This window comes from Odoribacter splanchnicus DSM 20712, from assembly GCF_000190535.1.
GTDB classification, from domain to species: domain Bacteria; phylum Bacteroidota; class Bacteroidia; order Bacteroidales; family Marinifilaceae; genus Odoribacter; species Odoribacter splanchnicus.
In genome coordinates this window covers 3156620-3172439 of record NC_015160.1, presented here as the reverse complement: position 1 = coordinate 3172439, position 15820 = coordinate 3156620, and the positions used below count along the sequence as shown (strand labels likewise).

At 44.7% G+C, this 15820-nt stretch carries 13 protein-coding genes and 1 pseudogene; 4 read left to right on the top strand and 10 right to left on the bottom strand.

All coding sequences use genetic code 11. The annotated features are described in order from the left end of the window. Positions 1 to 3 precede the first annotated feature (3 nt). Positions 4 to 1620, top strand: a complete 1617-nt coding sequence (locus tag ODOSP_RS13390) for a S41 family peptidase (RefSeq protein ID WP_013612836.1) — start codon at positions 4 to 6, stop codon at positions 1618 to 1620. A 3-nt stretch (positions 1621 to 1623) separates the two neighbouring features. Further along, the gene (locus tag ODOSP_RS13385) at positions 1624 to 2433 is read left to right on the top strand and encodes a DNA/RNA non-specific endonuclease (protein ID WP_013612835.1); all 810 of its coding nucleotides are present in this window, start codon (positions 1624 to 1626) and stop codon (positions 2431 to 2433) included. Between the two features lie 2 nt (positions 2434 to 2435). Here ODOSP_RS13385 and ODOSP_RS13380 read toward each other — a convergent pair whose 3' ends face one another. From ODOSP_RS13380 to ODOSP_RS13340, 10 genes are all read right to left on the bottom strand, one after another. Further along, the gene (locus tag ODOSP_RS13380; protein ID WP_228026239.1) at positions 2436 to 2939 is read right to left on the bottom strand and encodes a TlpA family protein disulfide reductase; all 504 of its coding nucleotides are present in this window, start codon (positions 2937 to 2939) and stop codon (positions 2436 to 2438) included. A 108-nt stretch (positions 2940 to 3047) separates the two neighbouring features. Continuing rightward, the gene (locus ODOSP_RS19480) at positions 3048 to 3536 is read right to left on the bottom strand and encodes a 6-bladed beta-propeller (RefSeq protein ID WP_013612833.1); all 489 of its coding nucleotides are present in this window, start codon (positions 3534 to 3536) and stop codon (positions 3048 to 3050) included. Between the two features lie 319 nt (positions 3537 to 3855). Beyond that, positions 3856 to 4035 carry a calcium-binding EGF-like domain-containing protein gene (locus ODOSP_RS19770; RefSeq protein ID WP_046450816.1) on the bottom strand — a complete coding sequence of 60 codons (180 nt, stop codon included), beginning with the start codon at positions 4033 to 4035 and terminating at the stop codon, positions 3856 to 3858. Between the two features lie 83 nt (positions 4036 to 4118). Then, positions 4119 to 5123 carry a hypothetical protein gene (locus ODOSP_RS13370; protein WP_013612831.1) on the bottom strand — a complete coding sequence of 335 codons (1005 nt, stop codon included), beginning with the start codon at positions 5121 to 5123 and terminating at the stop codon, positions 4119 to 4121. A gap of 12 nt (positions 5124 to 5135) precedes the next feature. After that, positions 5136 to 6731: a PKD-like family lipoprotein gene (locus ODOSP_RS13365; RefSeq protein WP_013612830.1), complete on the bottom strand. Its 1596-nt coding sequence runs from the start codon at positions 6729 to 6731 to the stop codon at positions 5136 to 5138. 24 nt (positions 6732 to 6755) lie between these two features. Further along, positions 6756 to 7514: a DUF4843 domain-containing protein gene (locus tag ODOSP_RS13360; protein ID WP_013612829.1), complete on the bottom strand. Its 759-nt coding sequence runs from the start codon at positions 7512 to 7514 to the stop codon at positions 6756 to 6758. 13 nt (positions 7515 to 7527) lie between these two features. After that, positions 7528 to 9042, bottom strand: coding sequence for a RagB/SusD family nutrient uptake outer membrane protein (locus tag ODOSP_RS13355; protein WP_013612828.1), 1515 nt, complete (start codon positions 9040 to 9042; stop codon positions 7528 to 7530). A gap of 11 nt (positions 9043 to 9053) precedes the next feature. After that, positions 9054 to 12260, bottom strand: coding sequence for a SusC/RagA family TonB-linked outer membrane protein (locus tag ODOSP_RS13350; RefSeq protein ID WP_013612827.1), 3207 nt, complete (start codon positions 12258 to 12260; stop codon positions 9054 to 9056). A 214-nt stretch (positions 12261 to 12474) separates the two neighbouring features. Then, a complete protein-coding gene (locus ODOSP_RS13345) occupies positions 12475 to 13458 on the bottom strand; it encodes an ornithine cyclodeaminase family protein (protein WP_013612826.1) in 984 nt (327 codons plus the stop codon). Positions 13459 to 13488: 30 nt separating this feature from the next. Next, complete coding sequence (locus ODOSP_RS13340) at positions 13489 to 13908, bottom strand: MarR family winged helix-turn-helix transcriptional regulator (protein WP_013612825.1); 420 nt, start codon at positions 13906 to 13908, stop codon at positions 13489 to 13491. A gap of 306 nt (positions 13909 to 14214) precedes the next feature. On the opposite strand from ODOSP_RS13340, the pseudogene ODOSP_RS19275 reads away from it, so the two are divergent. Together ODOSP_RS19275 and ODOSP_RS13325 are read left to right on the top strand one after the other, a co-directional pair. Then, positions 14215 to 14767, top strand: a pseudogene (locus ODOSP_RS19275) (hypothetical protein). A 101-nt stretch (positions 14768 to 14868) separates the two neighbouring features. Next, positions 14869 to 15810, top strand: coding sequence for a tRNA-dihydrouridine synthase family protein (locus ODOSP_RS13325; protein ID WP_013612823.1), 942 nt, complete (start codon positions 14869 to 14871; stop codon positions 15808 to 15810). Positions 15811 to 15820: the final 10 nt, after the last annotated feature.

Genomic DNA, 15820 nt, shown 5'->3' with positions numbered 1-15820 from the left:
TATATGTACAACAATAAATTGAAAGCAATTGTCTTGCCGGTGGTTATTGCCTTGGCTATTGTTTTAGGGATGGGGATCAATTCGCTGTTGGATCATAAAGAAGTGCCTGTAAATATGGGGCAGCGGATGATAGGTAGTAAATTGGATTATATTCTGAATATGATCAATTATTCCTATGTGGATTCGGTGGATATACATAAAATCGAGGAAGATGCTATCCCTCAGATATTGAATGATCTCGATCCGCATACGGTTTATATTCCGGCTAAAGATATGCAGCGGGTGAACGAAGAGATGGTGGGAAATTTCGGTGGAGTCGGGGTCCAGTTTTATAAATATCTGGATACGGTGACTGTCGTCAAAGTAGTTCCCGGTGGACCTTCAGAAGCTGCCGGGTTGCAGGATGGTGACCGGATTGTGAAAGTCAACGATTCTATCGTCGCTGGCCGGAATATGAATACGGATAAAATCATGTCTCTGATGCGGGGAGAAATCGGTACCGACGTACAGCTTACGATTGTCCGCCGTGGAGAAAAACAGCCGTTGATCAAAAATATCACCCGGGGAAGTATTCCTATCAAAAGTGTGGATGTGGCTTATATGTTCGACGATACGACCGGGTTTATCAAGGTGAAAACCTTCGGGATGAATACTTATGATGAATTTATGGCTTCCCTGGCTAAGCTTGAAGGCTTGGGAATGAAGCGGTTGATCGTTGATCTGCGCGAGAATGAAGGAGGGATTCTTCCGATTGCAATCCGTATGATCAATGAATTTTTGCCTGAAGGAAAATTGATTTTATATACGCAGGGAAAAGCTTCTCCCCGGATGGATTATAATTCCAATGGCAAGGGGAAATATCAACAATTGCCCCTGACGGTCCTGATCGACGAGGCGAGTGCTTCGGCCAGCGAGATTTTTGCCGGAGCGATTCAGGACAATGACCGGGGAAATATCGTCGGACGCCGTTCTTTCGGTAAAGGGTTGGTGCAGGAACAAAGGCTGCTGCCGGATAATTCGGCTTTACGATTGACGGTGGCCCGTTATTATGTGCCTTCCGGCCGTTCTATTCAAAAACCTTATGACGAAGGAAAAGAAAAATATTATACAGATATTTATCAACGCCTGTTGCATGGGGAATTTTCTCAGAAAGATAGTATACATTTTGATGAAAAACTTAAATTCCAGACGGTTGGCGGACGTACGGTATACGGTGGCGGCGGAATCATGCCCGATTTGTTCGTACCCGGAGATACGGTCGGTTTCTCCCGTTATTTGGTGGAGGTAAACCGGAAAAATCAGTATTTGTATGATTTCACTTTTGATTTTATGGACCGGCATCGTCAGGAAACTAAAAATATTAAGGATTATAAACAACTACTGAAGTATTTGGATCGCTTCGATCTGGTGAATGAAATGGCGGATTATGCAGCGGCCAGAGGACTGAAACGGGATGAAAAAGGGATCCGGGATTCTTATGATGTTCTTGATTCTTTAATCAAAGCCTTTATCGGACGGCATGTATTGGACGACGATGGTTTCTATCCGATCTTTTATCAGAATGATGTAACTATAAAGAAAGCGATTGAAGCACAAGGTACAGGGGTACAAGCTGATTAGTAAATGGCTGGAAAAAAAAGGTCTTCCCGGCGTTGGACAAGGCTTATTGGTGGCTTGTTAGGTTTGGGAATTGTCTGGGGGTTTTATGTCTCCCGGACTTCGGATAAAGAAATTGGAGCAGCCTCTTTGCATGAAGCAAAGAGGTTGTTTGAATATACGGAATTGCTTCCTTCAGGTGAGGGAGAAATTGTTCGTCATACTTATTATACGCTTAGTTTCAATAGTCGGCATAAACAAGCCAATTGGGTGTATTATACCTTGGAATTGGAAGGAAAAGAAAGGGTGGCCGAGCGTACAGACCGGTTTAGGGAAGATAAAAAAGTATCTTCCGGATCTGCGAAGCCTTCCGATTACATCAAAAGTGGATACGATCGCGGACATTTATGCCCCGCTGCCGATATGGCTCATTCTGCTGAGGCGATGGAGGAAACCTTTTTGATGTCGAATATTTCTCCTCAATTGCCGGTTTTTAACCGGGGAATATGGAAAAGCCTGGAAAAGCTAGTTCGGGATTGGGGAGAGAAAGAACGGATTTATATTGTCACCGGTCCTGTTTTTAAAGACAATAAAGGAAAAATCGGTCGGACTGGAGTTACCGTTCCCGGTTTTTTCTACAAAGTAGTTTATGCTCCCGGGGCCCGGCAAATGATTGCTTTTGTTCTTCCCAATACCCAAGAAAAAAGGCAATTGCGGGATTATGCAGTGACTGTGGATTCCGTAGAACGGCTCACAAACATCGATTTTTTCCCACAATTATCCGATACACTTGAAAATCGCCTTGAAGCGGCGGTCAATTATGACAGTTGGAGATAAGGTTAATCCAGCAATCGGTCGATGACCTCGCACATTTTCCCGAATTCTTCCGGATCGTAGAGACGGGTCATGAAGACTATCTTGCCTTGTTTATCGATAATGATATTTCGGGTGACTCCGGCTCCCTGGGCAGCAAAGGAGTAAAAGGCTTTACCTTCGGGGTCTAAGGTCAATGGATAAGTGATTTTTAAATCCTTGCCAAACTGTATTGTCTGTTCCCGGTTTTCTTTCAGATCGATACCGATCAGGGCAAAATGAGGATTATTTTTGTGTTTCAGCCAAATGTCTTTTTCGATGAAAGGCATTTCTTTACGGCATACTCCGCACCAACTGGCTGTAAATTGTAACATGACGATTTTACCGCGGAAATCGGATAGCTTTTTCCGGGTTCCGTCCGTATAAGTGATAGTAATGTCGGGTGCTTTATCACCCACTTTTACGATATAACCCCGATCGTCATTTTGGGTATAACCGAAATGACTTAACGTCAGGCAAACAAATAGCATGAAAAAATATTTCATAAAATGAATTTTAAAGGTATGATTACCAGACAAAGCTATAAATAAAACAGGACTTTTAGCGGTTTACTGTTATTTTTTCGGTATTTTTCATACTCAATTCTTCAATTTATAAAAATAAAGACAAGGGTTATCTTCTTCCTTGATATTTAATTCCCATTCTTGAGTCAGCTCAGGTATTTTTCCTTCTTGTTCCCGATAGGAAACAAGAAATGATGCTTCTATAAAATTTACCATATACTCATCAGTCATGTAAATAGGAGAACTTCCATGAATAAATTTTCCTTGTCTACTGAAAATGAATATAAAATCCTGTTCGTCATCCAACAGATACAGTTTATCATCCGCAATTTCCAGTTTGTCAATTTGGGAAATCAGGCATTCCGGAGTTGTTTCCAGGGGCACTATTTCTTTCCCACAAAACAGCGAATCGGCAAATAAGGGTTTATCCCCGGATGTCAGAGGAATATTGATTTGAAATATATCGGAATCCTTTTCATTCTGTCTATCTTCATTACAACCGAAAACGATAATACCGGCTAAAAACAAAATTCCTATCCTAATGCAATATTTTATATTAGACATAATCATAGCATTTTGACCATAATTGAAGTCGGGAATCTCCCGACTTCACAAATTATTATTTCATATCTAACCAAAATTTTGCACAAGTGTGAGGTTTACATAAAAAAGTGCCATTCAATTCACAATCTCTTCTGACTCCATAAAATGTTTTTTTATATACTCCCTTTGCATTGAGACCTACAAATTTTCTAATCCCAAAAATAGTCACATAACCATCTGCATCTATAGATGCGCTGAAACTACAATCACCATCATGCACTTTATAACCTTTACTACTAGAATCTCCATCTCCTTCGATAATTTCACCATCTGGAGCTTCTCACAAAAAACTTCCTGGCAAATTCATACATGTATAGCCTTCTGGACAAGGATCTTCCAAACATTCATTAATGTCATTACCAAATTCATCATAACCGGGGTTTACAGAACTTGTCGTCATAATACTGATTGCGAGCAAAGCAATTGTCCATAGAATCATTTTTCGCAAATTTGTTTTCATAATCATTAATTTTGCTAGGTTAAACAAATAGTGTATTTATAGGGATTGCCAAAACATGTTCCGGCAATCCCTTTTTCTGTTTTTTACTTGATGAAAGGTTTCCCTAACATTTGGTCAATAACAGGGGTGAAGACACTGAAATTTCCGTGCCCGGACTCATAGGTTATTTTCATGAAATTTCCTTGTCCGTCGTTTATTTCCGTCACATTTCCATTTCCGTCGAATTTGTAGGTATATTGTGTTTCCCCGTCAGTGACGGTGGCAGGAACCGTTCCGTTGTATGTGAATTCAAGGGTTCTGCCGTTGCTTTTGACGGATTGCAACAGATTACCGGAATAGGTGAAGGAATAACGGTCCTGTTCAATCCAGTTCTCTCCGGCAGGGGCTGTCATATAAAGGATGGAAGTGATTCTGTCGCCTTCATACAATGTTTCGTATTTATGCAAGGTGCGTTCGTAAGTTTCCTGATGGATGTCTTCCGGGTCGTAAACATCATGATAAATCCGGTTGATGCAGATATTGCTGTTTTCATTGTATTCATAAGTATTGATTGTCCTGTAAGTTTTCAGATAGGAGTTGTCAAAGTCCTCGCCTGTACCCACATCTTCCCTCGGGGTGTAATGCACGACGCTTTGCCGTTTGATCCGTCCGTCCTCATACAGATCGACCTTCTGGCTATACAAAACCCTCCCAACGAGCGGGATGCTGTCTTTCAGACTGTAATTCCCTGCCCCGTACTTATTTTTCAGAAATTGGTCCAAACGACTGATGGAATCGCTGTCAATCTTGGGAATCCAATCATTGACTTCGATTTCATAATTGATATCCGAGTTGTTGGATATCCCGAAGTTGCCAATGGTGTCCCCCTCTGTATCAATGTGGAAAGCACTCTCTATCTGCTCCTTGTTGTAATTTATAATCCAAATGTAATCACCCCAATGGTCATTGTGTCCTTCTATCCTGGTTACCCGGAACAGATTCTTCTTGACAGTATGTTCCGACTCTTTTGCTATGTTCATATCGGCTTCTTTAGTACATGCCGTCACTAACGACAATACGAGAATTGATAAATATAGTGTATGTCTCATGATTCTGTGTTTTTAGAACGCTTTCTGTATATTGGTGGCTGTAATGCGGCCGAATCCTCCGAACTCGCCGTGCAGTTCCCGGTTCTTCTCCAAAGTGCCCGTACCCAGGGTGGCGATGGCGACAGTCCTGACGAACCCTTCCCGGCTTGAGGGATTGTAGGTCGACAATACAATCATACGGTTGTTGTTGCTTACCTCTATCACCTTATCGTCGGCATCCGCGTTCGGATTGGGATTGGTGTAGTCCACTTTTCCCTGATATTCTTTCCATGCCATCATGGAAGTGATTTCCTCTCCTTCGGGCGCCGTATATTCTAGGGTCACAAGAGGATTGGCGATAGCCAGGTTGATGGAATAGATTTTGGTGGAAGTGGCATAATAAATGACATTCTGGGTTTCCGTCCCCTCAAAAAAGCGTGCGTCCTGAATCTCGGGAAAACTGTTCAGGTCGATAATTTTCAATGGTTTCCCATTATCAGTCTCAGGGTCATAAGTCCGTAAAGTTATATACGAATAGATTTTCCCGTTGGTCTTGGCCTTCCCTGTTTTCGGGTCTTTTTCTTTCAGGATGATGTGCATCTGGCTGTCGTCACCGGAAAACATGGCCAGGCAGGTAAAGCCCTGCAGTTTGTTTTGATCGAAAGGGGCGTCGGCGGGAAGCTTGGCACTGTTGAACACTTTCAACTGGTCGTCGCTGTCAAATTCCAACAAGCGTCCGTTTTTCTCGTCAAACCCGATTCCATTTTCCCAGGCCGGACGGTAGAAAATGCCCATGTAATAGTCGGACATATCGCTGGTCTGAAGATAATAGGAATACACCTTGTTGTCTTGTTGCATGCTCCTCGGATAGATTTTGCCGGTAATGGCAAGAAGTTCTGCCCCTATTTGCGGATCATAGCCAATGGTAGTCACATTGTACTGGCCGGGATCGATGACAAACATGTCGCCGTTGCCGTCGATATAGGAATAATTGAAAGGGTCCACCCGGTCCAAAGTGTGGTCGGTCCCGATGGTCAGCGAACGGTTGACCTGATAAGTGGTAGAACGGACGGCTGTCGCAACTCCATTGATTTTCCGACCATTGACACTCGAAAACAGATTCCGCATCACCGTATCCTGTTCTTTGCGATAGCTATCGGTGAAATTGTATGCCATGATCAGCGACACATCGGAAGTCATCTCGTCTTTTGTGTCACACACGATCAGACCGCTCCCGAACGGACTCATCACCGTCACATCGAACACTTGTTCCTGGATGATGTCCGTGGTATTGTCCCTCACTTCATACACCAGTTTGTAGGCATTGTTTTGCGCACTGACATCGACCATGTATTTCAGGGTCATGGTGGAATCGATGACTTTAGGAATAATGGTATTGCCTTCCAGGGTCCATTTGAACGAGAGATCTGCGTCCGGCACGCCTTCTTTGTAAGTAATCGGCTTTATCTCCAAGGTGTCGAATGCGAAAACTTTATAGGTGGTCGGTTCATCACCCAGATCGATGACAATCGGGTTCATCAGTTTATAGTTCAAGGAAGAGTCGTCCTCGAAACAGGAAGCCAGAAACAGGCTTCCCAATAGGGCTACAAGTAATGTTTTTATCTTCATGACTTTGAGTTTTTAGGTGATGATTTAAGGCATGGTGACCGGCTGTCCCTTATATTCTCCGTCTTCATGCTTCAACGGGTTGCCGGGATGCTCATTGTTGTATTCGGTCAGTTTTTCTTTCACCAAAGCGGCGTAGGCTTTTACCTCTGTACCGGTCATGGTCCAGCGTTCCGGATCGGGATTGTTCGGATCCGCACTGCCTCTGGGAGACCAATAGGGGAGGGAGGGAAGCCCGGTTGCATCTAAAATGAAACGGTACCATGAGTCGGAATACTCCCCAAAATAGTTATTTAATTGACTCCAATTGGCCGGTCGTCCGATTTTATTGGTGATATACAGGCTGAAAACCCTCCCGTTCAAATCCGTGACAGGAAAATCTTCCGTGGCCACCACCCGCAGTCTGGTCACATAGACGGAATCGTCCAGCAACGGACTGTAGTTTATTTTCACCTGCAACTGCCCCTGATAACTTCCTGCGGGGACACTCCCCGACAGGAGTTCATACATACTCTCCTCGGCTGTAATTGTATCCTCCGGTGACAGCCTCACCTTAATCACACGCTCTTTATCCATCGCACTCCCGGTAATGAGGAAAGGGATATTGACAGTGTCACATCCGATTTCCACATTTTCAGGATGTTCCGTAAAATTATAAGTGGTGGAGAATCCGTTGAAGTAGATTCCCGGAGCTTCCGTATACAGCGTCACCTTCTCCTTGGAGCAGGAGACCCCTGCAAACAGGGCGGAAGCTATGATGATTAACTGAAAAATAAAGTTTCTCATAACCGTTCTTGTGTTATTTATTGATACTATTGCCATAATCTTCACGTCCTCCTATTTCAACCTCCGTTTCGGGCAGGGGTAGAACAAACAAGGCATCGCCGGCACCTAAGGAGGCATTGGGAATGTTCAACCCCAATCGTTTGTAATAGAAGAACAATTGCCCTTCTCCTGCAAACTCCTTTTGCCATTCTTTCTGTATTTCCCGGCTGATTTCCTCTTTGCTCAAGGAGGCGGGCAGGTTTTTCTCATATAGGATGCCTCTGGCCACCCGCACGGCGTTCAGTGCGTCGACTGCCTTTTGGGGATTGTTCAGGTTGTTATAGCACTCCGCCGCATAATAGTACATCTCCGGTTTGCGCATCAAGGGCATCTTGTTTTTTGCCCTGGATTCTGAATCTGCCGGTTCGTAGAATTTCAGAAAAGTCCAGGCTTTTGCTTCCGTCTTGTTAAACCACCGCATATACCGGATATCCGACACGCCTGTCCCATCGGCGATTTCATAAAGGCTTTCCCCCTTGGTCTTGGTAGTATAGAACACCTTTTCATTGTCAGTGCTGGAAAAGTCCGCGTTTATCTTGTACTGCTCTACATAAGGACGGAGTGTCTTATATAGCTGGTTCACTTCCAGATAAAAGATGTGCTCGGCGGTAAACGACAAATCCCTCATTTTTTCTTCCACATGCACACTTGATTCAGGATCCACCCAAGGGATAACCTGCTTCTTCATGAACAGTTCCTCAATGGCCTCCAGAGCCTCCTTGTATTTCCCCTCCCACATACACACACGCGCTTCCGTTGCTTTGACTGCATAGTAATTGAAACGGCTCTTCCGTTCCTTGAAAAAGAGATCGTTCTCATCCATCTCATAGTCATCTCCTTTGATTGCAGTTCCGTAAGAATCCCAGTAGTTCAGCAGTGAATCCGCTTCCGCAAGATCCCGGTGAATGTATCCCAGTACTTCTTTTACGGTAGATTGTTTGGTGAGCACCTTGCTATACTCCGTCACGTAAGGGATGGAAAGCTTGTCCAGGTTGGAAGGCTGGTTCTCCAGATTTCCCCAGCCGAATATGCGCAGCAGTTCAAAGTGCAGGAAAGCCCGCAGACCGATGGCTTCTCCTTTGATGATGCCGTAAGTGGTGGGATGCAGGATGGCCTTTTTTTCGTCGCTCACTTCGAGCAGCGCGTTCAGGTTGGCGATGATGCGGTAGGTTTTTTGCCAGATACCGTCGATGGTCCCGGTATAGCTTTCATAACGGTACTGCTTGAGATTGTTGTAAGGATTGTTCGTGGCCATGTCATACTGCTGTGCCAGCACATCAAAAAAGCAGACAGTGGATTCCCGCCCGTAAAGGGTGGAATCCGCCATCATCATGTAGCATCCGATCAGGGCATCTCTGAAGCCGGTTTCATTCTCAAACATCTTGTCACTCTTGATTTCCGTTTTAGGCTCCACTTCCAGCCATTGGTTGCAGGCCGACAGGGAAAGGAGCAGGAACAATGACAAACTATATATGATATTCTTTTTCATGGTTCTCGGTGTTATAAGGTCACATTTAAGGAGAAATTGAACGTTCTGGCGAAAGGATAGGAGGTTCCCCGCTCAATGTCGATGCTTGAAAAGGTGAAAAGGTCGTTTGCATTGAACCGCAGCAGAATCCTTTCAAGACCGATTTTCTTCACAAAGTCATGACGGAAGAAGTCGTATGACAGTTGCAGGGAGGATATCTTCAATTCGTTCCGTTTCTGCACAAAACGGGAGGTAGGATATGTCTTCTCTGAAGCGAACTGCTGCTTTTCGGACACATACACTTCTTCGCTGATTGCTTTGTACAAGGCGATATCTCCCGGTTTGCGCCAACGGTCGGTATAGATGCGTCGGTCCACGTTATATTTCATGTCGGCGTTTTCCACTTTGTCAACCAATGTCTGGTTATACATTTTGGCCCCGTACTGATAAGTCAGTACAGCATTGATGCCGAATCCTTTGTACTCGAAATTGACACCGGCATTCCCCTGGAATTTGGGTAGTTCATCACCGCAGATGACCTGCTGGGCCGCATCGTAAGTATAGGTCCGGTAAGGATTGCCGTTCTCGTCTTTCGCGATATAGATTTCGCGGCCATTGGCCGGGTCTATCCCTAAGGAAGGCATCGCCCAGATGGCATCCATGGAAACACCGTCGTAATATTTCTGGACAGGTACATTACCTTCAGTAGCCAGTTCCTCCTGCTGTTCGTTATAGGAACGCATGGCTTCGGATATTTCCTTCAGGATGTTTTTGTTGCGCGATATCATAAGGGAGAACGACAGATAGGAACGGTCTGCCGGCTGTTGCCATACGGTCGCTCCGGCACGTAGGTCGAACCCCCGGTTCAATACTTTTCCGACGTTTTCCTGAACGGTGGTGAAACCGGTAGACGGAGCCAGGCTCAGAGGGTTCACCGCATTGTTTGTAATGGAATGGTAGTATTCGAAAGTAAACGAATAACGGTTTTTATAATTGAAGTCAAAGCCATAGTTCTGCTCTACTTTCTCCTGCCACTGTAAATCCTCGTTGCGCATGTTCAGCAATTGCGCTCCCAACTGGCCTCCGTATGTCTTGTCAAGGAAATATTCGTATGAGGCCAATGCGTTATAAGCTGCCGAGCTTTGGGAACCGGTCGAGCCTGTCGTTGCCCTTAAGCGCAATTGGGTGATGTTGGAACCTTCCATCCAGCTCTCGTTGTGTATGTTCCAGCTTCCTCCCACACTCCAGAATTTCCCCCAACGACTGTTGGCTCCGTACATGCTGGATGCGCTCTGACGGAAAGTGGCGTCGAAGTTCAGACGATTGTCATAGGAATAGTTTGCCGACAGATAATAACCGAAATCCTTTACAGTCTCCTCCGTCCCTTTGGGCTTGGCATCTTTCAGATATTGCCGGGCAAAGATAATGTCGGTCATCTTGTCGCTCGGAAAACCTTCTGCCTGTTGCAGATTGGTGGAAGACTGTTTGCGCGACAGATCAAAACCTGCATTGACAAAAATGTCATGCACACTCAGGAAATTCTTGTTATATTGTACGTCGAACTTACCGCTCAAGGAATGTTGTTCGCCGTTTTCCAGGTCGTAGCTCCCCTTTTCCGTCAGACGGTCGGTACTGTAGGAGGCGAATTTCAGATGATCCGACGGATAAAACTCGTCGCTCCTGCTGCGTTGTTCTGTAAGTCCGAAACGGGCTGTAGCCTTCAGGCCGGTCATGACAAACCATTGTAGTTCGAAATTATTGGTGATGTCGACGTATTTGTCCTGTAAGAGTGTGTTCAACTGTGCATTGTACAGGGGATTCGCCTCAAATTCAATATCCTCATACCATGCATTCACCGTGACACTGTTTCCCGGATCCAAAGAAGGGACGATATTGTCGGTCAAATGACCGTATTGATCGTAGGGTGTGTAATAAGGGTTGAGTTTGGTGTATTCATCGAAAGTCCCGTACTTGGAGTCGTGCGCTTCGTTGGAAGTGATAGTCAACTGGTTTCTGAACAGAAAATTCTGATGCCTGTACAACAGGGAGATTGCTCCGGAGATGTTTGTACGATCCGAACCTTTCATAACCCCCTTGATGTTCTGGTAAGACAAATCGACGATGGCCTGTAATGCCTTGTCGCCCAATTCCACAGAAAGGCTATGCTTGTTGCCCACACCCAACCGCAACGGCTTGGATATCCAATCCGTGTTGATTCCCGATTTGACGGCCGACTGGCGTTGGTTATACATTTTAATCATCATGCGCTGTGATTCGAAATCGGCTCCCGGATCGTTGAACATCCCGAAAGCCTGTTCCACCTCCAGTTTTTCCGCAGCATTGCACAAATCGTACGAACTGAGGTCCGGAGCCTCGATTTCCATGCTTCCATTGTAAGTGACGCGCAAGTCTCCGGACGGATTCTTCTTCAATTCAATGACAATCACACCATTGGCTGCTTTCGAACCATAAATGGCCTTTGCCGAGGCATCTTTCAGAATGGTCAAACTTTCCACCCTATCCATATCAAGGTCCATGATTTTCTGGAGGGAGGTCTCGAAACCGTCCAGCACGAATAAAGGCGCATTCGGGTCGTTCTGGTAGGTCGCCTTCAGATCCACATCTTCCATATTAATGGAGGACTTGCCGCGTAACACCATTTCAGGCATAGCGTTCGGATCCGAACCTAAAGACATGTTGTCGAAAAACATGATGGAAGGATCCAGGTTCTTCAACGACTGCAACACATTAGAGTTCCCCACGCGCTTTAGGTCATCTTTCCCGATAGTCCTCACCGAACCGGTGAAAGTGTTAGCCTTACGTTCAAATACTCCGTTCACCACCACCTGATCCAAGACGGTGGCATCCTCTTCGAGGATGAAATTCAGTGCCGTCGATTTGCCAATTTTCTGCTCCTGGGGTTTCATGCCGACAAACGACACGAGCAGGGTAGTATTCGGGTCATCGGGTACGGTAATGGTATAATTCCCGTCCACATCCGACACCACGCCTGTAGAGGTACCCTTAATCCGGATGGTCGCTCCGGGTAATGGCTGGTTGTTGACATCTCTGACAATCCCTTTGATTGTTCTCATCTCTTGTGTTTGTGCGGTCGTCAGGAAGGTTGGAGCGACCGGGACTGCCTGCACATGACTTGAAAAAAACAGAGGAGCCACTGTGAGTTGGCAGGCTATGCAGAGCATAGGGACTCCCCGTCCGTAAAGTTGTTTCTTTTTCATGAGTTTAAGGTTTAACGACAATTTAAAACGTTCGTTTTTTCTGGATACGGCAGACCTTGAAAACGAACGGAATCAATTGTTGAAACCTAAAAATCACAAATCATATAAACAATTAAAAATTAATAGATAACAGAAACAGAAAAGTATCGGAAAAAGTGTTGTTCAGGACACGGAAAATTGGAATTATTGTCCAGAAAAAACGAGCGTTTTTTTTCTAAAAACAGATTCTGTTACAGTGCTTTGACTTCAATTTTTTAACGATTGCCACTCCGACGCTGATGTCCTGGAGTGCTGTGCCTGTAGAATCATAGATAATGATTGATTCGGGAGAGGCGGGGCATATTTTCCGGCCTGTGACGATTTCCCCCAATTCTGCATAGATGGACTCCTTACCCATCAGCCCCTGGGATATGGCGTGTTGTGATTCCCCCACCCGGCATGCCTGCACCCTAATGTCGGTGACAACGACGGAAGAAGCGACCAAGCGCGGATCCAGTTCCTGCTTGCCGGGACTGTCCGCTCCGATTGCGGCAATGAAACATCCCGGCTGTATCCATTCTTTGCGGATATAATACTTGTGTGCCGGAGTGGCTGTTACGATAAGGTTGCTGCACCGGGCAGCCTCTTCCCCGGAACAGCAGATTACCGGTATGCCGAGTTCTTTTTGCAGCCTGACTGAAAACGATTCCGCTTTTCTCACATTTCTTCCGCTTACCCGGATTATCTCAATGGGTCTCACCAATGACAAGGACTTCGCCTGGATTTCCGCTTGTGTGCCATAACCGAATACGCCTAATTGAACCCTCCCTTCAGGAGCAAGGTATTTGGCTGCCACGGCTGTCGCCGCCCCGGTCCGCCATTTGCTGATAGTTACAGAATCCATGATGGCTATAGGACTTCCGTTCCGGGCATCGCATATATAGATAATCCCCAGAATGCTAGGTAAACCGTAATTTTCCATATTTCCCGGAAAGCCTCCGTTTATTTTTACTCCATAATATTCTTCATCCCCATAACATATCCCGCCTGTCTTCAAATGAAATTCCCCGTTCCTGACATCCGCATGTAGTAAATCCGGCGCATACACCTTCCCTTGTGCATGCAACGCATGTGCCTCTTCAATGACAGGTAAGTATTCTGCCAAAGAAAGGGCATTCTGAATATCACTCCGTGTCAGCACCAATGTTCCTTTTTCCATATTTTGTCTGTTTTCGAATTTAAAACATTGTCAACGAACCCCTTCCAGGGCTTTGCTGTATTTTCTGAGATTTGTAATGACATTCTCTATTTCATCTTCATCAAGTGATTGCAGAGCATTGGAAATGGTGAGGTTGATGGATTCCGTCGCTTCGTCCAACACTTGCCGGCCTACTGCAGACAAGGCAATCATCTTACGCCTTTTGTCGGCATCGTCCTGAAATGTTTCCACCAAATCCGCCTGCATCAGCTTTTTGACATTCCGGCTCATCGTGGAGTGATCCACCTGTAAAAGCTCTGCCAGTTCCTGAATAGACAGTCCTTGATGGGCATTGATATGGTATAGTGTGTGACGTTGTCCGAAGGAAAGCCCTGCCCGCTGCCTGAACAACCCCAGGTTTTTAATCAATTCGTAGTTTAATTGCCTTAAAGTATCAATTTGATTTTGCATACAATTTTTAATTATTTTGTAATATACATGTATATATCATATTTTATATGCCTACAAATATATGTATAATACATGCAATATCCCATATTCAAATTATTTTTTAACATTAAAATTTTAAAATTCATACAGACAACCTGTTCTTTCCGTTTTCCAAACGTCACCGCCTGATTCTGCAAAAGATGGATGAATGCCAGTAATTTGAAAAGTTTTTCCTTACACTTTTCAAACATTTACTTATTGATTATCTATTGTTCATTTATTGAAGTGATTTGAACTTATGTTAGTTTCTTAAAAATGCATTAAGATATTAAAATACAGCATACAAATAGAAATGTTCTTTATATTATAGGTGACCAAATATTGCTCTGGCTTTCCACAGCAAAACATGGTTATGTCACTCAAAGTTGCCTTATTGAGGTGGCAAACGCCATTTTGTACAAACTCAAGACAGGCTGCCAATGGTCGCTTTTTCCGGTAGAGGCCTTGTTTAGCGTCAAGGTACTGACATACGGGACTGTTACCATCATTACAGGGAATGGAGCAAGGGCGGCAAATGGAAATCCGTATGGATTCAGCTACTTGACAACTACCGTACTGAATTGGACATGTCCTGCGCAACGTATTGAGAAAGAAGGAAGTCATCACGAACATCCGTGCCAATAAACGAAGGGACAACGCCGATGATATTCTGGTGGACGACGAACTGTATGCCGAAAGGTATTACATAGAGCGGACCGACGCCTGGGTGGATAGCTTCAGAACGGTTCTAAACCGGTTTGACACTACTGTTTCCAGCCGGACATCTTGGAATTATCTGGCTTTCGCTATCCTGCTGCTAAAGAAAATTTCACGAAAATAAGAGGTTTAAATCATTTCTATAAATAAAACAGGACTTTTAGTGGTTTACTGTTATTTTTTCGGTGTTTGGATATTACCTTTGTTGCAAACGAAATTGATTTTATGGATTCCGATAGATATTCTATTCATTTTTCTCCTCTACAGGGTTATACAGACCGGATTTATAGAAATGCTTTCGCTCACTATTTCGGTGGGGTGGAGGTGTACTATACCCCTTTTATCCGGGTAGAAAAAGGGGCTCTTCGCAAGCGTGATCTTCGGGATATAGAACCTGAAACGAATACGGTTGCTGACTTGATTCCTCAGATTCTTCCCGGTAGTGCCGATGAATTTCGTTTGTTGACCGATGCAGTGGGAGAGAAGGGATACAGGCAGATCGATATTAATCTGGGTTGTCCTTTCCCGATGATTGCCGGTAAGCACAAAGGGGCTGGAATGTTACTTTATCCCGCACAGGTAGCGGAGGTACTGGCTCCCATTGCAGAGTATCCGGAAATTCAGTTTTCGTTGAAAATGCGGTTGGGTTGGGAAAATGCGAGCGAATGCATGGTGTTGGTTGAATTGTTGAATACCCTTCGCCTTAGCCGCATCGCTCTTCATGCCCGAACCGGCAAACAACAATATAAAGGCCATCCGGATTTAGAAGCATTTCAGGGTTTCTATGAGCTTTGCCAGCATCCGCTTTACTACAATGGTGATATTGAATCTTTGTCGGATATCCGACAAATTCTGACTCGGTTTCCTCTGCTGAAGGGCGTTTTTATCGGTCGTGGATTGTTGTCTTCGCCTTTGTTGGCTAAGGAATTTAAAGGAAATGAAACTTTTTTGCCCGAACAACGTATGTCAATATATTTTGCCTTCCATGAAGAGCTTTTTTCAGCCTATTCCCAGGTACTTCAAGGAGAAACTCAATTGCTGGTGAAGATGAAGACCTTGTGGGAATATTTTTTGCCTGAAACTGACCGGAAGTTATTGAAACGGATTAAAAAGTCTACCCGCTTACAGCAGTATACCGAAAGTGTAAAAGCAATATTTACTTCTTAACAGGAAAATT